The sequence below is a fragment of the Candidatus Eremiobacterota bacterium genome (genome assembly GCA_031082125.1).
GTDB lineage: Bacteria > Vulcanimicrobiota > CADAWZ01 > CADAWZ01 > Ess09-12 > Ess09-12.
In genome coordinates, this window is record JAVHLM010000058.1 from 1 (window position 1) to 16487 (window position 16487).

General features: G+C 58.5%; 16 protein-coding genes. 6 read left to right on the forward strand and 10 right to left on the reverse strand.

The window, feature by feature from the left end; translation table 11 throughout:
- Together RDV48_30960 and RDV48_30965 are read right to left on the reverse strand one after the other, a co-directional pair.
- Positions 1–1564: hypothetical protein (locus tag RDV48_30960; protein ID MDQ7827255.1), on the reverse strand; the 1564-nt coding region annotated here is incomplete at its 3' end.
- Between the two features lie 377 nt (positions 1565–1941).
- The gene (locus RDV48_30965) at positions 1942–3300 is read right to left on the reverse strand and encodes a glycosyltransferase 87 family protein (GenBank protein MDQ7827256.1); all 1359 of its coding nucleotides are present in this window, start codon (positions 3298–3300) and stop codon (positions 1942–1944) included.
- A gap of 155 nt (positions 3301–3455) precedes the next feature.
- On the opposite strand from RDV48_30965, the gene RDV48_30970 reads away from it, so the two are divergent.
- Positions 3456–5366: a bifunctional serine/threonine-protein kinase/formylglycine-generating enzyme family protein gene (locus RDV48_30970; protein ID MDQ7827257.1), complete on the forward strand. Its 1911-nt coding sequence runs from the start codon at positions 3456–3458 to the stop codon at positions 5364–5366.
- Between the two features lie 10 nt (positions 5367–5376).
- Positions 5377–5772, forward strand: coding sequence for a DUF302 domain-containing protein (locus RDV48_30975; protein ID MDQ7827258.1), 396 nt, complete (start codon positions 5377–5379; stop codon positions 5770–5772).
- Positions 5773–5776: 4 nt separating this feature from the next.
- On the opposite strand, the gene RDV48_30980 is transcribed toward RDV48_30975, so the two are convergent.
- From RDV48_30980 to RDV48_31000, 5 genes are all read right to left on the reverse strand, one after another.
- Complete coding sequence (locus RDV48_30980; GenBank protein MDQ7827259.1) at positions 5777–6655, reverse strand: TIM barrel protein; 879 nt, start codon at positions 6653–6655, stop codon at positions 5777–5779.
- 4 nt (positions 6656–6659) lie between these two features.
- Positions 6660–7151 carry a (2Fe-2S)-binding protein gene (locus tag RDV48_30985; protein ID MDQ7827260.1) on the reverse strand — a complete coding sequence of 164 codons (492 nt, stop codon included), beginning with the start codon at positions 7149–7151 and terminating at the stop codon, positions 6660–6662.
- Position 7152: 1 nt separating this feature from the next.
- The gene (locus RDV48_30990) at positions 7153–9480 is read right to left on the reverse strand and encodes a xanthine dehydrogenase family protein molybdopterin-binding subunit (GenBank protein MDQ7827261.1); all 2328 of its coding nucleotides are present in this window, start codon (positions 9478–9480) and stop codon (positions 7153–7155) included.
- Between the two features lie 102 nt (positions 9481–9582).
- On the reverse strand, positions 9583–10905 hold the full coding sequence (locus RDV48_30995) for a radical SAM protein (protein ID MDQ7827262.1): 1323 nt from the start codon (positions 10903–10905) through the stop codon (positions 9583–9585).
- A complete protein-coding gene (locus RDV48_31000; protein ID MDQ7827263.1) occupies positions 10902–11855 on the reverse strand; it encodes a M23 family metallopeptidase in 954 nt (317 codons plus the stop codon). The genes RDV48_30995 and RDV48_31000 overlap by 4 nt, the downstream gene beginning before the upstream one ends.
- A 269-nt stretch (positions 11856–12124) precedes the next feature.
- Between RDV48_31000 and RDV48_31005 the strand changes: the two genes are divergently transcribed.
- The 4 genes from RDV48_31005 to RDV48_31020 all read left to right on the forward strand — a co-directional run bounded on the left by RDV48_31005 (position 12125) and on the right by RDV48_31020 (position 14918).
- Positions 12125–12421, forward strand: coding sequence for a phasin family protein (locus tag RDV48_31005; protein MDQ7827264.1), 297 nt, complete (start codon positions 12125–12127; stop codon positions 12419–12421).
- Positions 12422–14059, forward strand: coding sequence for an AarF/ABC1/UbiB kinase family protein (locus tag RDV48_31010; GenBank protein MDQ7827265.1), 1638 nt, complete (start codon positions 12422–12424; stop codon positions 14057–14059).
- 119 nt (positions 14060–14178) lie between these two features.
- On the forward strand, positions 14179–14517 hold the full coding sequence (locus RDV48_31015; GenBank protein MDQ7827266.1) for a nucleotidyltransferase domain-containing protein: 339 nt from the start codon (positions 14179–14181) through the stop codon (positions 14515–14517).
- A complete protein-coding gene (locus tag RDV48_31020) occupies positions 14514–14918 on the forward strand; it encodes a HEPN domain-containing protein (protein MDQ7827267.1) in 405 nt (134 codons plus the stop codon). The genes RDV48_31015 and RDV48_31020 overlap by 4 nt, the downstream gene beginning before the upstream one ends.
- 82 nt (positions 14919–15000) lie before the next feature.
- Here RDV48_31020 and RDV48_31025 read toward each other — a convergent pair whose 3' ends face one another.
- From RDV48_31025 to RDV48_31035, 3 genes are all read right to left on the reverse strand, one after another.
- Entirely contained in the window at positions 15001–15276 is a 276-nt protein-coding gene (locus tag RDV48_31025) for a hypothetical protein (protein MDQ7827268.1), read from the reverse strand.
- Positions 15269–15604, reverse strand: a complete 336-nt coding sequence (locus RDV48_31030; GenBank protein ID MDQ7827269.1) for a helix-turn-helix domain-containing protein — start codon at positions 15602–15604, stop codon at positions 15269–15271. Before RDV48_31030 ends, RDV48_31025 begins: the two co-directional genes overlap by 8 nt.
- A 268-nt stretch (positions 15605–15872) precedes the next feature.
- Positions 15873–16487, reverse strand: a 615-nt coding sequence (locus RDV48_31035; GenBank protein ID MDQ7827270.1) for an HNH endonuclease, incomplete at its 5' end; no start/stop codon positions are given.

Genomic DNA, 16487 nt, shown 5'->3' on the forward strand with positions numbered 1-16487 from the left:
TGTACCAGGCTCCTGTCCTTATGATGTCCTGCACCTCCGAAGGGAGCCCGTGGAATCTCTCGTCGGTGACATAGCGGAAGCCGGGAAGAAGAGTATAATTGTGAGGGACAAGGCAGTCATATTCCACAATCCTCGCACAGCGCTGAGTCTCTTCCCGCAGGTCAACGGTGGGCACGCTCGCGGCATAGGCAATCCACTGCATCTCATTTCTGGAGTTCACCACGGGAAGAATGAGGCGCGCCTGCTCCCTGGTGATGACGCCCTTCCTGAAGGCGTCCTCGGTGAGGGAGTGGCGGCGGAAGCCCTGGGCGAGCCTTATGAGCTGGCGGGTCTGGGCCATCGAGAAGCCGCAGCGCTCCCCTGCGTAGTCCTCGATGAACTCATAGCCGAGAAGGTGGTGGAGCTGCCTCTCGTCCATCGCCCGGAGAAGCATCCCCGCGGCTACGTCGAGCCTCTGGCGGATAGAGGCGGCCCTCCGGAGCCTCCCCGCAACCGCCCTGGCGGAGACCGCGCCGGCATCTTTTTCTGGCCGGCACTCTTCCAGCCATGAGGGAAAGAAGATGCTCCAGGGTGATGCCCACGGATCGCACCCGGGGCATTCATGCCCTTCACCGCCCTGCCCGTTTAGTTCGTCGGGATCGCTGATGCGCCGGTTTCCTATCCTTCTCTTCATGAGGGGCACCCGTGAGAAGAGGGGGCGATTTCCCTTGGCATCAAGGGCCGGAAGCTCCGGGGCGGCTTCCCCTGAGGCAAGGAAATTCGCAAGGAGAGCCTCGACAAATCCTGAGACAGGCCCGTCATAGTGCTCTTTGTCCCGGAAGAGGGAGAGGGCGAAGTCCCAGGTGAGGGCAAGTGAGGGCGGTACGCTGAAATACATCATTGTGCCTTCGGACCCGGCTTCGGGACCATCGCCGGAAGGGGTCGCCGATCCGGCCTTCCCTTCGGCGAGAGCCCTTTTCACTTCCCTCTCGAGGCCGCACAGGGAGCGCTCCCGCGCAATGGCGAGCCACCAGGACTCATTCTCAGGCGTGATGACTCTCGAGAGATGCCTGAGGGCGCTCTTTGCGATCCTGCCCTCAAGATAGGCCTCCCGCGTGAGGGGGAGCGCCCTGAGAAGCTCGAAGTTGTGCATCAGCTCCGACGCGGTGCGCCCCGAGAAAGAGAGATGCTCCGTGGCGAAGGTCCCCATGGAGCGGTATCCTAACTGATCAACTCCTTTCGATTTGAGAGTAACGAGAAGGCCGCCAAGCACAAGATCAAGTGCCATGCGGCCGCGGACTGCCTCGCAGAGCAGAAAATCAATGTGCGCTGCACGCTCGTCTCTGTCGATGGATCCGAAGGTGATATCCTCCGTGAGCTTTTCGGCTTCGGGGATGAGGCCACCTCTTGTGATCTTGACCAGGTGCCCGGGCCTGCATGAGGTCCCTGCGGGGATCTCATAAGGCTCCGGGAGGAGCAGCATGTCATCGTAGTTCTGAGAAGACATTGGATCACCGAGATGGAGAAGCTCCTCCTCATCTGGAAGGAATAGATCTGAGATTGTATGGGTCTCATGTGTATCCATGATTATATGATATCATAACCGTGAAGAAATATCAAATAGAGCACCCCTTAAAAAGCCTATCACTACTGAGATAAAAGGCCGCCGCTGGATGCCCTCCCAATGGCCCGGAAAGGGTGAAGAGGTCAAAAATGACCCTGAAGCCCATTGCGTGACCGTCAGCGAAGGATCATGCCCCTTTTCCGGGGGGCAGATCGGTCTGCCGCCGGGCGGAGTGTTTTTTTGAGCGGAAAAGATTTAATCTCTTGATCATAGCTGCCTGTATTCATAGAGGGATACCATGTGACCACGGCGCTGATGTCAGCAAAGCCCGCCCCCGTCAAATGATCAGCTGCTGACCCCGCCTGGACGTTGTCGTAACAAGGGCAGCCGTTATGCCGTCAGCAGCCGGAGCGGGGGCTTTCATGCTCAGCGGTTCCGCCCCCGGGACACCCGGAAGCGGGTTCTTGTCCCTCCTGATGGGGTGCCTTCTCCGGGGTTGTGCTCACCCTCTCGGCCGGTGCACTCCCGTCTTTCATAGATTTGGCAGCGCTCTCAGGGGATGAAATCCCGTCTTCAATAGAGGTAGCAGCACTCTCAGGGGATGAGCTCCCGTCCTCCGTTGAAGGGGTGGGCTCTTCCGGCGGCTGGGGGGCCTTCATCACATTCCTGTAGAACTGCACGAGCAGGAAAAGAAGCATGGCATATTTCACCACGGCCATGGACTGAAGAAGCACGGGGTGGGTCCTTATATAGAAAAGGAAGACGAGCACGAGGGCGTTGGGGAGCTCCAGCAGGTAAAATACCGCGTCGTTCACCTTCCTGCGCGACAGGGCGAGGAAGGGGAGAAGATAAAGATGATACTGCGGCGAGTAAATCTTGTCGCAGAGGATGAAGACAAGGGCGAAGCCCAGCCCCCACTGCCAGAAGTTCTGCTGGAGGTCCCGGCGCAGCTGGGCGTATGAGGCGATTACGGTGATTCCTATCAGAGTGAGCAGGAGGCTGAACCTTCCCGAGAAGCTCCCGAGGAGCCGGTATAGGGGCCACCATATGGCTCCGTCACTGGGCCCCTTCGCATAATTGCAGGACGCCTGCCACTGGTAAGGGTAGAACCACCCGGCAAACCCGTTGGAATCGCAGAGCATGTAAGGCAGGTTCAGGAAGAGCCACGCGGCGCCGCAGGCCCCTATTATCTTCAGGTGCTCCTTCCAGTCTTTCTCCAGGGCAAGCACCAGGGGCAGAAAGTAGAAGGGGAACACCTTGAAAGCCACCCCTACTCCGAGGAGGGCCCCCGCAAGGACCCTGCGCCCTTTCCAGGCCAGGTAGAGGCCTGCAATGAGGGTGAAGACCGCGACGTGATCATAGTTGGTGGTGGAGCAGATGATGAACGAAGGGGCAAGGATCCAGTATTTCAGGAGCCCTGAAGGGGCGTCCTTGCCGTTCTGCTCATCCTCAACCTTGGAGAGTATCAGGGTAGTGGCCGTTGCAAAGGCGGCAAGAAAATAGACCGTGACCCAGAGGTACATGATATAGCTCTTGGTGGTCACCGTGTTCATGAGTTGCACATAAGCCCTCATGAGGCTCGGGTATTCCACGGGGAAGTTAAATCCTTTGGCTACGTAATAGTCATAGACGTACCATATGTCGCCGGGGTACATCCTGATGTGGTCGGAGATCCAGTAATAATACTGGCGCGGGAAGGTGCTTGCGAAGAACACCAGCACCAGCGCCGAGATTAGTATGATATTCTTTCGGCTCATTTTCCTCTGTGTCTCCGGGGCGGCAGAGGCCCCCTCTCTGATTTCCCTGAGTATTCTCGAAGATCTGCCTGATTGCCTCTTTTCGCTGGAACGGAAGGCAGGATAAGGCGCGGGCACGAGAGAAATTCATTCCATTCCTCTTTGCTGGAGCGTCTATGAACTGTTCCCACTGCGGCAGCGAAAACCTCGAGATGTCCAAGTACTGCGCGGAATGCGGCATTCTCATGCGGGAGGCGAACCTCCCGGCGGGGTCGCTGCTTGACCATGGCAGGTATGAGGTGCAGCGCCTCCTCAAGAGTGGGGGGATGGGGGCAGTGTACCTCGTGGTGGACAAGCGTCTTGACACCAGATGCGCCCTCAAGGAGATGATAGACTTCTCACCGACGCCCGACGAGCGCAAAAAAGCCGTGGAGCGCTTTGAGAACGAGGTGAAGATCCTCTCGAGGATCTCCCATCCCCAGATTCCCAAGGTGACCAACTACTTTATCGAGGGTGGCCATTACTACATGATTCTCGATTACATCGAGGGTGAAGACCTGGATTCCATCCTGAAGGGCGAGGGGAAGCCGGGCCTTCCCGAGCCCTTTGTCCGGTTCCTGGGGAAAGAGGTTCTCACCGTCCTTGAATACCTCCATGGCCGCACTCCCCCCGTTCTCAACAGGGACATCAAGCCTTCCAACCTCATGATAAGCCCTGACAGGACCAAGGTGTACCTGATAGATTTCGGCATTGCCAAAGCCATTGCTTACTCATCGTATAAGAAGACTGCCATAGGCACCGAGGGCTATGCGCCCCTTGAGCAGTACAGGGGCTATCCCGAGCCCCGATCTGACCTCTATGCCCTCGGGGCCACCATGTATCAGCTCATTGCCGGGAAGGAGCTCAAGCCCCTTGATTTTCCTCCCCTCAGGACGGTGTGCCCTGATGCGTCGCCCGGGCTTGAAAAGGTGCTTGAGAAAGCCCTCTCCCTGATGCCTGAAGGCCGATTCGCCGGCGCCGCCGAGATGAAAAAGGCCATTGAAGGCACTCTTGAAGAGCCGGCTCAAGGTGATGAAGGCTCAAGCGAGAAAGCACGGGCCACCGATAAAAAAGCGCCACCTCCCACGATGAAAGGGCGCGTCATCAAGGGGCCTTCTTCGCGCCCGCTGGATTTTCCTGACGAGAAGCCCGAGGGGAAAAGAATTTTCGTACTCAAAGATAATGTGGCGACTCCCTCTCGAGACACCAGGATACCGGCTGCTCCCGAGGGGGGGACTCAGGAGAGCATCTGGTTCACCCCTATTGAGAAGCTCATCAGGGGGCCGTCGGCAGGCTCTCCCAGGAAGCGCTCCTCGCGGCACCCGGAGACCGTGAGGGGAAGGGACAAGGTGGAGATGGTCCTTGTTCCCGCAGGGGATTTTCTCATGGGCACCCATATTGACGACCGGTACGCTACAACGGCTTCACGGGACGAGCTGCCGGCCCATATCGTGAGCATTGCCGATTTCTATATCGACAGATACCCGGTCACCAACAGGCAGTTTGCCCTCTTTGTCGAGGAAACGGCCTACAAGACCACCTCGGAGCTCCGCGGTGACATAGAGTGCTGGCAGACCTATTATTCCTCGGAGACCGCCGATCACCCCGTGGTCCTGGTGAGCTGGTTCGATGCCGAGGAGTATGCCGCCTGGGCGGGGAAGCGCCTTCCCACCGAGGCTGAGTGGGAAAAGGCCGCAAGGAGCGATGACGGGCGGATATGGCCATGGGGAGACGACAGATGCGAAAAGATGGCCAACTGCCGGGAGGAAGAATGCGGGGGCACGACAAGCATATTCCGCTATGAAAAAGGGATGAGCCCCTACGGCATCTGCGATATGGCCGGGAATGTCCGGCAGTGGACCAATGACTGGTACCGGCCTTACCCCTACCATGGTCCCTATTCCACGGGCTATCTGAAGGTGATCAGGGGGAGCTCCTTTGCCGAGAGGCTTGAAGATTCCCGGTGCGCCAAGAGGTGGGAAAACGCGCCGTCACACCGCGACATCCTCAAGGGCTTCCGCTGCGCCGCAAATACCGGCACGATATAAAGGAGGAGCAATGAGTTACTATTTCACCACAAAACTCTCTGTACCTTTTGACGAGGCGGTCGCGAAGGTCATCGAAGCCTTCAAGGCCGAGGGCTTCGGCGTCCTCACCGACATCAACGTGAAGGAGACCATGGAGAAGAAGCTCGGCGTGACCTTCAGGAATTACCGGATCCTGGGGATGTGCAATCCTCCCTTTGCCCACAAGGCCCTCATGACTGAGGACAAGATAGGCCTCCTGCTGCCCTGCAACGTGATTGTCCAGGACCATGGGCAGGGCGATGTCGAGGTGTCGGCCATCGATCCCTATGCCTCCATGGCAGCGGTCCAGAACAAAGCCCTGGGCGAGGTGGCTTCCGAGGTGAGGGAGCGCCTGAAGCACTGCATCGAGGGGCTCGGAAAAAGCTGAGGGCTCAGATTTCCATGAGCCCCAGGGAGTCCCTTGCGGCCCTGATTTTTCCAAGGCTCCCGGTGAGCCCCTTGACGGGGTCGCCGCACGTGAGGGTGTGGCTGTAGTTGAGCTCAAGGACGATGCGCAGCGGGTTTCCCCTGAGCATCCCGAGGTAGCTCTCATAGGGGACCGTGCCGAAGTCAAGGGGGCAGTGGTCGAAATCCTCTTTGATATCCTTGATGTCATGGACATGGACATGGCGCACCTTTTCAATGAAGGAGCTCTCGAGGGAGCTGTCAAAGCCCAGGAGCTCATTTCTCCTGTAGTGGCCCATGTCCCAGCAGAAGCCCGCGATGGTGTCGCCCAGCTCGCGCCTCAGTGCCACCAGGTCCTCCACGCAGTCTCCCGTCTTTTCCTTGTCGGTGTCATGGGGCAGCAGCTCCACGACGAAATCAAAGGGCCACCGCCGCCTCTCCCGCTCCCTGGCAAGCCAGGTGAGGAAGGAGAGGGTGATGCCGAAGAGGTGCCCCCTGGTGAACTCTGACGAAGAGGCTCCGTGGATATTGATGCGGCTTGTGATGCCATTATCCCATGTCTCGGCGGCCGCCTGCTCCAGCAGTGCCAGAAAGGCTTTTCTCACCCCATTGTCTTCGCGGTCCTCGAAGCGGGAAAGCTCGTATTCTCCGTGATAAGGACCGTGAAAGGTATAGCCCAGGCTCAGGGACTTTGCGAGGCGAAGCCAGGACAGGCGCCTTTCCCACTCCTTATGGGTGAGGTACATCTCGATGAAGTCGGCGCCCTCTGCTTTCACTGTTTCAAGCAGCGGCTCAGGCTCGAGGCTCCTGAGCCACTGCTGTATCATCCCCACGCCTATGGGCGCCATGTGCTGCGACTGTTCCATTGATTCATGCCTTGACGGGTGCGTGTTTTTGCATCTTTTCCCTTGCGAGGAAACCGGCCTTCAGGATGCTCTCGTAGCCGGTGCAGCGGCAGAGGTGCCCGTTCAGGGCCTGCTTCAGCTCTCCGTCAGGGATATCGGGATTCTTGGCAAGAAGCGCATGGAGGGTCATGACGATGCCGGGCGTGCAGAAGCCGCACTGTATGGCGCCGGCCTCTATAAGGGCCTCCTGGATGGGGTGGAGGGTATAACCGTCGGTGACGCCTTCGATGGTGGTGACAGAGGCGCCGTCAGCTTTCACCGCCTTGACGATGCAGCTCCGCACGGCCTCGCCGTTCATCACGACGGTGCAGGTGCCGCACTTTCCATAGCCGCACCCTTCCTTGGCGCCGGTGAGGTTGAGATGGTCCCTGAGTATTTCAAGGAGCGTCGTGGCTTTGTCCACGAGAAAGCTGCGGGCTGTTCCGTTTACGGTAATGGTGACTTTTGATTCGTCCATGTCAGTTCCTCCCTTCCAGTGCGGCAAGTATGGTCTTGGGCGTGACGGGAATGGCGTGGAAGTCCACGCCGAGAGCATCATAAAGGGCGTTCACCAGTGCAGGGGGGATGGCGATGGCGGGGTGCTCGGCGATGCAGCGGGCGCCGAAGGGGCCGTCCTCCTGGGGGGTCTCGACGAAGACCACCGAGTATTTCTCGGGCATGTCCGCCATGGTGGGGATCTTGTAGGTATTGAAGTTGGGGTTTTTAATCTTCCCCTTCTCGTCAAAGACTATCTCCTCGGAGAGGGCGGCGCCGTAGCCCATCATCATGCCGCCGAGCATCTGGGCCCGGGCAAGCTCGGGGTTGAGGGCCTTCCCCACGTCGATGGAAGTCACCAGGTTCGTGACAGTGACCTTGCCCGTCTTCCTGCTCACCTTCACCTCGGCGCCCTGGCAGCCGAAGGTCCACTGGCCGGCGCAGCTTCCCCTTCCCGTCTCGCTGTCGGGGAACGTCATGCCCCTCAGGATGTGGGAGCCCGTGCCCATGATGGGCTCGCCTATGGCTTTGCCGTCGGGAGCCACGTAAGAGAGGAGGAGCTTTTTGACCGGGAGAGCCACTTCGGCGTTCACGTTCACCCTGGAGCGGATGAACTCCCCCTCGTAGACAAGGTCCTCTTCCGAGAGCTGCAGGACCTGCGAGGCGGCCTTCATTATCTTGCCGATGACTTCATTGCATGCCTTGATGATGGCATTTCCCACCCTGTAAGTGGAGATGGAGGCCACGGTCTGCCACTCGTGGGGGGAGAACTGGGTGTCGATGGTCTTGGACATCCTGACGTTCTCATAGGGGATCTTGAGAGTCTCGGCGGCGATCTGCGCGAGCACCGTCTGGGATCCCTGCCCCATCTCGACGCCGCTCACGCTGATATTCACCGTGCCGTCCTCGCAGAACTTCACGATGGCTCCCGAGCAGGCGTTCGTCGTCATCATCGGGGTTTTCATGAAGGCGGCGATGCCCCTTCCGTAAAGAAACTCATCGTCATGGGCGGGCTTTTTCGTCTCTTTGAAAACGCCTTCCACGCCATCAAGGCACTTGTGGATGTCGCCGTGCCCCTTGGTGATGAGCTGCCCCAGGGCGTTTCTCTTCCCGTCGCAGAGGAAGTTCTTCCTTCTCAATGCTTCAGGCGTCATGGAGAGCTTCCTTGCGAGCATGTCCATTGCGCGTTCGGCCATAAAATGGGCTTCGGGGTGGCCGTAGCCCCGGAATGCCCCCACCGATGGGGTATTGGTATAGACGCCTATGGCGTTTATCGCGCAGTTCGGTATCACGTAGGGGCCCGTCGCCACATACCCGGCTGCCTGCACCACGTTGCAGGCGCCGTCTGCATAGGCGCCGTCGGCGAAGTAGAGGGATGCTTCGATGGCATGGAGGGTGCCGTCCTTTTTGGCTCCCAGCTTTATCTTTCCCCGGAGCCCCCTTCCTACGAAGCCGCTTGTGAACTCCTCCTTGCGGCTCAGCACGAGCCTCACCGGCACTCCCGGCACGAAGCGCGCCACATAGGCCACCATGGGCTCTATTGAGACGTCGGACTTGCCGCCGAAGGCGCCGCCGAGGAATCCCACGTGGACCTTGATGTTGGCGAAGGGAATATGGAACATGTCGGCTACCATCTCCCTTATGATGAAGGGGGCCTGGGAGCTTGCCCATATCCTCACGCTGTCAGCGGAGTCCCAGCAGGCGATGCAGCCGTGGGGCTCCATCTGGGAGTGGGCGTTGAGAGGATAGGTGAAGTCGCCCTCGACGACGGCGTCGCACTCGCTGAAGGCTTTTACAGTGTCTCCCTCCCTCAGTTTGTAGTGGTGGAAGATATTGGTGCCCTTTTTGGGAAAAAACCCGGGGACCACCTTGTATTCACCGTTCTTTTCATGGACAAGAGCGGCGCCCTCTTTTATCGCTTCAAGAGGGTCCGTGGCGTGGGGGAGGGGCTCGTAAGTGACCTTGATGGCTTTGAGGGCCTCCTCGGCATGGCGCTCAGTATCTGCGACGACTACTGCCACGGCGTCGCCGGCATGGCGGACCTTCTCAACGGCGAGGGGCTGCTGATCCTTGTAGCACGCGCCGAAATGGATGCTGCAGCCCTGGCCCGTCACGACCTTTTTGACCCCCGGCATCTTTTCTGCCTCGGAGGTATCGATGGCCTTGATGAGGGCGTGGGCATACTCGGGCCTCAGGACTTTTGCATGGAGCATCCCCTGGATTTTCAGGTCGGCAACGTAGAGGGCCCTGCCTGTCACCTTCTCATAGGCATCGTTCCGCGGTACAGAGACACCAATACTCTTTACTGCCATGGAGCATCACCTCGCTGTTTATTTTTAGAGCGGCGATTACCTTAAAATAATTCCACCTCCCGGGAGGCCCTTTCCTTTCTGCAGGAAAAAAGTTCTCGATTGTCACTGCCTGCGCAGTTCCACTGGCGAGGGGAAAAGAGCGTTGAGAGCCCTCTCGCACTCATCGAGGTCTTTTTCCCCAAGGTGCGTGAGCTTCATGGGGAGCCTGGTGTAATAATAATCATAGTGCTCGTCGCGGCAGCCCCTGTTGATGATGCCCCGCTCCTCGGCGTATTCATGAAGGTATGAGCCGGGGATGGGCGTGGCCCGGGCCACGTAGCATGTCGTAGGCTGGATTTCCTTTATGAGGCTCACCGTGGCCTTGAGGTCATCCCTTGTCTCCTCGGGCGAGCCGATAATCACGTACGCATGGGTATTGATCCCCAGGCGGCGGCAGATTTCAAAGGCACGGCGCGTTTCATCGACAGTGATGCCCTTTTTGAGGAACTCAAGCACTGAAGGGGAGCCGCTTTCGACACCGAAGGCCACCATGAGGCACCCGGCCTCCTTCATGCGGCGGAACCGCTCTTCATCGACGGCATCGACACGGGCCTGGCATCCCCACCAGAAGCGCTCGCCCCGGCGCTCCACTTCGGTCATAAAGCCGTCAACCCACGAGGGGCTTGAGAGAAACATGTCATCAAGAAACATGACCAGGAAAGGGATGCCCTGCAGCGCCAGGGGGCTATGGGCTTTCCATAGCTCCCGGTACCCCGCCATCTCGTCCAGGATGGCCCCGGGCGAGCGGTACCGCACCCTCCTGCCGAAGAGCCTGTCCTGCATGGGCTTGCAGAATATACAGCGGTGGGGGCAGCCGCGGCTCGCGATCATCCCGTCAAAGGCGGTGCTCTTGCCGTAGTATGCCTGCCAGTCCACGAGGTCCCTCGCCGGCTCAAGGATAGAGTCCAGGTCGCCAATAAAAGGTCGTGGCTCAGTGACGGTGAGCTTCCCTTCCTTCATGAAGGCGATGCCTTGCACCGTGTCAAGGGGCTTTTCCCCCAGGAAGGCTTTCAGGAGATCGACTATGGTCTCTTCTCCTTCGCCGATCACCGCGGCATCGAAGCCTGCCTTCAGGAGGTGCTCCGGCTTCACGGTGGCATGGGGCCCGCCGGCGATGAGGGGAAGGGAGGGGCTTAAGCGCCTTATGGCCTGCGCCACCTCGACGGCCCGCCCCGCCATTGCTGAAGAGACAGAAACCCCCACGAAATCAATGCCCTGGAGGTGCCCTTCCAGGCCGGGGAGCGTTTCTTTGAAAGTGAGGTCGAGAAAGGAGACTTCATGGCCTTCTCTTCTCAGGACGGCGGCGATATAAAGTATCCCCAGCGGCGCCGTGAGGGCAGCCTTTGAAGGGTATCCAAAGCGCGGGTAAATGAGCAGTACCTTCATCTGCCCAGGAAGTCGGCCGGGAGCTTGTAGAGAAGGGCGGGGCTGATGGGCTCGTCGTGGGCGTAGGCGGCAAAATGGAGGTGGGGCCCCGTGGCAACACCGGTGGCGCCCACAGTGCCTATGACCTGCCCCTGCTCCACGGAATCGCCGGCCCTTACCTTCATCGATGCCATGTGGATGTAAAGAGTCCCGATCCCCTTCCCGTGGTCAATGACGACGGCCGTGCCGTGAAGCACGAGGTTCTTCTTCGCGAACCTCACGATGCCTTTCTGTGAAGCCTTTACCGGCTCTCCCCACGAGGCGGCGATGTCCTGCCCCCGGTGAAACTCGGGCTCCTTGTCATCGTTGTAGAAGCGCTTGAGGCCGAAGAGTGTTGAGACATAGCCCCGGGTGGGCACGATGAAGCTTCTCTCCCACGTGATGCCCGGCGTGTTATAGGAGAGGGCCCTGTGAATCTCGGCGTTGTCCTTTTCCGCCTGGGGATCCTCGTATTTCGAGAGCTGCGACTCGGGGAGCCTGAGGTACTGCACGCCGTAAGTCTGGGCCGACGTTCTGATTACCCTAGTGAGCGTGGCGGGAGTCCCGCTGCCAGGCGCGGTCACGGTGATCTTCAGGGTATATCCGCCTGCGGGGCAGTCAAGCGCCACGGGGATAAGGGCGGAAAGGCCCTTTCCCTGGAAGATGAGGGCATATTTTTTCCCGCGCCATGAGCATTCGCCCCGGTGATCCTTCGAGGTGCCTGCCACGGTGACGAAGAGGGCCTTCCCCTGGGTGGCCGTCCCCTTCACCTGGAGCTGGTATGGGGGAGAGGCCGGTGAAGGGGAGGCGGGAAGCATTGAGGGAGGCGGCTCGATTGACGGCGGCAGCGGCGGCGATGGCTCCTGGGCTCCGGCGGTGAAGGTGAGAAAAACGGCGATGAAGAGGGCGGTGAGAATTAAAAATTGGCGCATGGGCGGCTCCTTTCCTGTGCAGATGACTTCGTCATGGCATGGCAATATCCTTCATCAGGGCTTGCGGGAATCGGCTTTTAGGCTGACCGGGTTGCGGTCCCCCGGGTTGAATACCGCCTCCTGCGGGGGGTTTTCCGCGGCGTCAGGTTCTGCAGGAGTGAGGCGCCCTGTGGCTAATAGTATAGTAGGATCCTCCCAGGAGAATAGAGTGACCTTCGCGCTTCCGGGGAGGGATAAGGCGGTGCGGAGGCGGAAAGGAAGAGCGCACAATGAAAGATCTTATTACCAACATGTTTCTTGCAGGCTTCGGCGCCCTGGTGATGACCAAGGAGAAGGCCGAGGAGATCGTGGGAGAGCTCATCCAGAAGGGCCAGGTCTCAAGCGACGAGGCCAAGGCCGTCGTGGAGACCCTCATCGAAAAGGGCAAGAAGGAGCAGCAGAGCATGACCGGCTTTGTCCGCGACGAGGTGCGCAAGGTTATCGAGGAGATGGGCGTCCCCTCCCGCGAGGAGTATGAGAACCTCAAAAAGCTTGTCGAGACCCTCAAGGAGCACTCCGGCAAGTAAATGAGTATCTATGCCGTTTACGGCAAGCTCAAGCGCTACAAGCAGATAGTCGAGGTGCTCTCGCGGCACCAGTACGGCTTCCTTGTGGATTACCTGGGCATTTACCGCTTCATCCCGCACCGGTGGCGGAGGAAGAAGGACCGCGGCGGCGAGGTGGAGGCCATCACCAAGTGGGACCGCGCCCGGATGGTGCTGGAGGATCTGGGCGGGGCTTTCATCAAGATGGGGCAGATGCTGAGCACGAGGGGCGATCTTCTTCCCCGTGAGCTTATCGATGAGCTTGAAAAGCTCCAGGACCAGGTCCCTCCCTTCCCCTATGAGGAAGTAAGGAGGATTGTCGAGAAGGAGCTCAACGCCAGGCTTGAAGACGTGTTCCTGGAGTTCGAGGCAGTCCCCCTTGCCTCGGCCTCGATAGGGCAGGTCCACCGTGCGCGCCTCAAGCATGGCGAAGATGTCATCGTCAAGGTGATGCGCCCCGAGATAAAGACCCAGGTGAAGATCGACTCGGAGATCCTCATTGATGCCGCGCGCTTCCTGGAGCGCAGGAGACTCTTCAGGGGGCGCTATAACTTCACCGGCATCGCGAGTGAGATAAGCGACTATCTCGAGCAGGAGACCGATTACCTCCACGAGGTTCACAACGCCGAGCGCTTCAGGAAGAACCTGGCGGAAGACAGCGGCGTCTATGTGCCCAAGGTATACTGGGGCTACACCACCAGCAGGATACTCTGCATGGAGAGGATCCAGGGCACCAAGATATCGGAAGTGGATACTCTCACCGCGCGGGGGGTAAACTGCAGGGAGATTGCCCGCGTCGGCATAGGCTCCTACTTCAAGCAGATCCTGGTCCACGGCTTTTTCCATGCCGATCCCCACCCGGGGAACGTCTTTGTCACCAACGACTCAAAGATAATCTTCGTGGATTTCGGCCTCGTGGGAGAGCTGGACGTGGGGCTCCGGAACAAGCTCGGCGACCTCTTCCTCGCCGTGGTGCGCCGCAACATGGACGGCATCATAGACGCGCTCCTCGCCGTGGGGAGCATCCCCCCGCAGATTGACAGGATACGCTTCAAGAGGGAGCTCTCCTTCCTTTATGAGAAGTACAGCACCCTTCCTCTCAAGCAGATCAATATAGGGGAGGTCTTCAAGGAGGTCATGGGCCTCATGTACCGCCACCAGGTGAAGATCCCCCCTGATCTCACCCTCATGATAAAGACTATCACTTCCCTTGAGGGGATGGGCAGGCGCCTCGATCCCGACTTCAACATTCTCGAGCCTGCCGAGCCCTTCGCCCGCGAGCTTGTCCGGGAGCGCATCATGTCCCACTGGTGGTTCTCCGACACCATCAAGCAGGCCCAGGATATGGTTGAAAGCTTCGGTACCCTTGTGAAGCAGCTCTCGAGCGCCTTTTCCGTGATGGAGCGCGGCGAGCTCAGGATCCGCCATGAGCACCAGGGCTTCCCCCGCCTCATCAACCGACTCTGCTTCGCCCTCCTCGTGGCCTCGATGGTCATCGGCTCGTCGTGGATTTTCGCTTCCCGGTCAGGCTATACCTATGTGGGCCTCATCGGTGTGCTCCTCTCCTTCCTCATGGCCATGTGGCTCCTCATCTCCATCGCCCGCGGGGGAAAGTTCTAGCCTCCCCCGGCGACTTGTGGCGGCCATGACTGTTTTTCGCTTGCAACAGCGGATCATTTCTGATAGAATTGGCATAGGGCTGAATGATATGATGTTTATTCCTGAGGGGATGCTGCCGTGTGGAAGCATTGAAGCTGTCGCCATCGGAAAAAGATGCATTGAGGCAATTCAAGACCAGGGCTGAAAGCTCGCTTGGCGGGCATCTTGTGAAAATTCTGCTTTTCGGTTCAAAAGCCAGAGGAGACGCCTCTGAAGAATCGGACATTGATCTCATGGTCGTGCTGAACGACGACGATCCGGCACTGGAAGATCTCATTCTGGACATTGCCTACGAAGTGAACCTTGCCCACGAGTTCTATCTTTCCCCCAAAGTCATCACTTTAAAGAGCCTGGAGGACCGCACCTGGAGAGCAACTCCTTTCATCAAAGCCATTGAAAAGGAGAGCATAGAGCTATGAAGCAGGAGCTGATCACCCTTGCGAGGCACCGCATCACGAGAGCAAGGGAGTGCCTTATAGAGGCCGGCCACCTGATGGACTCAGGAGGCTACCGGGGTGCAATAAACCGATTCTATTACGGCGCGTTTTATGCGGCAAGAGCCCTTCTTGCCCTTAAGGAGCTTGACTCGGCCCGGCACAGCGGGATCATTTCTCTTTTCCAGGCAAGTTTCGTCAAGGCAGGGGTATTTGATGTGGATAAGGCAAGAGCTCTTCCCCGTGCCTTTGAGAAGCGCCAGAAAACAGACTATAGCGACTATGCAACAGTCACAAAGGAAGAAGCTGAGGCGGTAGGTCGGGAAGTGGCAGCCTTTATCGACGAGAGCGAGAATGTCCTGGAGCGGATTCTGGATACTCCGTAAAGGTCCTCTCCTGCGGGTGTATGTCGGGAAGCCAGGGGATATGCTCCCGGGCCTCAGACACCTTTTCTTCTCCAATCCGGCGTTACTTGTAAACATCTCCCCGCGCTCCAAAGTCCAGCATCCACACTATCTGCTTTTTGAAATCAATATGCAATACAGCTCTCCATCGTCCAATTCTGAGTCTCCACAGGTCAAGCTCGGGCATTTTCTTCAAGTCTATCTGCCCGGGCTTTCCGGGTTCCATGGTATCAATAACGCTCCTTACTCTGGCCTGCTCCCTGGGGATGAGCTTCTTTATGGCCTTTTCTGCCTGAGGAGAGATAATGACATTCCATCCAGTCTCCCTCTTCTTATTCATCGGCGAGCTCTTCTCTCACCTTTTTCCAGGGTCTTCCTGATCCCTGCTGACATTCTTTCCACCCTTGTACTGATCTTTTGCGTTCCTCCTCTGTAAAAGGCTCATCGTCTTCAGGGGCGCTCATGAAGGCTCTTGCAAGCATCTGATCTTGAGCGGGATTGAAAAAATCACGAAGGCTTTCCTCGGAGACAAACCATCTCTTTCCAAATTTTTCTCCTTTCAGCCTGCCTGTTTTCAGATAGGCCCTTACGGTTTCCTTGGTAACGTCGAGGGCTTCAACAAGCTCTTCAACCTCATAGAGCGTGAGAGCTCCGATTTGTCTAGGCATGGTCAATTCCCCTTTACATTCAGTTTATTTCACTCTACTTAATTTTATTATATATAAACATACTTTGTCAACGTGCTGAAGAGATGATCTTCGTGAACTTCTGCCTCGTGGGTGAACAGGCCCTGTGGTGCACCGGGAGGCCAGGGGAATTCTCCCGGGCAGCAGGATTTGCCTGTGAAGCGAATGCCAGCGCCGCGACAAATCCAAATGCTGCCTGAAGAGGAGAATGTCCCCCGGCCTCCTGGCATAAGCATTATTTCGTATAGAGTTAAAAGCCTCGCCTGCCGCGGGGAATGATGAAGATGAGGTGGTGGGGCGCCCTGCCCCTGATGACGAGGTGGCCCTCGTGGAGACAGCGCAGGTGGTGGGCCCTGCAGAGGGTGATGAGATTGCCCTCGGTGGTGGGGCCGCCGTGGGAGCGGTACCTGATATGATGGGCGTGGAGATTGCGCCGACACCGGCAGCCGGGGACCTGGCACTGGTAGTGGTCCCGGGCAAGGACGCGGTGATGAAGGTCCCTTTTTTCCGGGAGGTCCCAGGCGGCGAGGAAGGTGTCAAGGAGGGCCTCAATAAAAAGGACGAGTTCCTGCCCGCCAGGAGCGGCCCCTTCCGGCCTGCCGGCGACCCAGAGCCTCACGGCGTGGTTCCAGAGGGGGATGAGATCTTTTTTGATGAAGAAGCGGATGAGGGCGCCCCTCTCCTGGGGGTTCGACCCGAAGGTCCCTTCTTTGTGTGTTTCCCCGGAGAGGATGGAGATGATCTCAGGGAGCTCTGGAAAATACCTGGAGGCCCCGGTGACCTGCCAGATGACGGCGGTAAGCCCTCTATGGGTGACCCCAAGTTCGTGTGGTCGAGTAGGCGCCGGCCTCGCGGCCGGCGCCCC

What these genes read in the sequence shown, in the direction of transcription:
- RDV48_30965 (MDQ7827256.1), bottom strand. Translation starts at nt 3,300, where the DNA reads ATGAGCCGAAAGAATATCATACTAATCTCGGCGCTGGTGCTGGTGTTC.
- RDV48_30985 (MDQ7827260.1), bottom strand. Translation starts at nt 7,151, where the DNA reads ATGGACGAATCAAAAGTCACCATTACCGTAAACGGAACAGCCCGCAGC.
- RDV48_30980 (MDQ7827259.1), bottom strand. Translation starts at nt 6,655, where the DNA reads ATGGAACAGTCGCAGCACATGGCGCCCATAGGCGTGGGGATGATACAG.
- RDV48_31020 (MDQ7827267.1), top strand. Translation starts at nt 14,514, where the DNA reads ATGAAGCAGGAGCTGATCACCCTTGCGAGGCACCGCATCACGAGAGCA.
- RDV48_30975 (MDQ7827258.1), top strand. Translation starts at nt 5,377, where the DNA reads ATGAGTTACTATTTCACCACAAAACTCTCTGTACCTTTTGACGAGGCG.
- RDV48_31005 (MDQ7827264.1), top strand. Translation starts at nt 12,125, where the DNA reads ATGAAAGATCTTATTACCAACATGTTTCTTGCAGGCTTCGGCGCCCTG.
- RDV48_31030 (MDQ7827269.1), bottom strand. Translation starts at nt 15,604, where the DNA reads ATGCCTAGACAAATCGGAGCTCTCACGCTCTATGAGGTTGAAGAGCTT.
- RDV48_30970 (MDQ7827257.1), top strand. Translation starts at nt 3,456, where the DNA reads ATGAACTGTTCCCACTGCGGCAGCGAAAACCTCGAGATGTCCAAGTAC.
- RDV48_31010 (MDQ7827265.1), top strand. Translation starts at nt 12,422, where the DNA reads ATGAGTATCTATGCCGTTTACGGCAAGCTCAAGCGCTACAAGCAGATA.
- RDV48_31025 (MDQ7827268.1), bottom strand. Translation starts at nt 15,276, where the DNA reads ATGAATAAGAAGAGGGAGACTGGATGGAATGTCATTATCTCTCCTCAG.
- RDV48_30995 (MDQ7827262.1), bottom strand. Translation starts at nt 10,905, where the DNA reads ATGAAGGTACTGCTCATTTACCCGCGCTTTGGATACCCTTCAAAGGCT.
- RDV48_30990 (MDQ7827261.1), bottom strand. Translation starts at nt 9,480, where the DNA reads ATGGCAGTAAAGAGTATTGGTGTCTCTGTACCGCGGAACGATGCCTAT.
- RDV48_31000 (MDQ7827263.1), bottom strand. Translation starts at nt 11,855, where the DNA reads ATGCGCCAATTTTTAATTCTCACCGCCCTCTTCATCGCCGTTTTTCTC.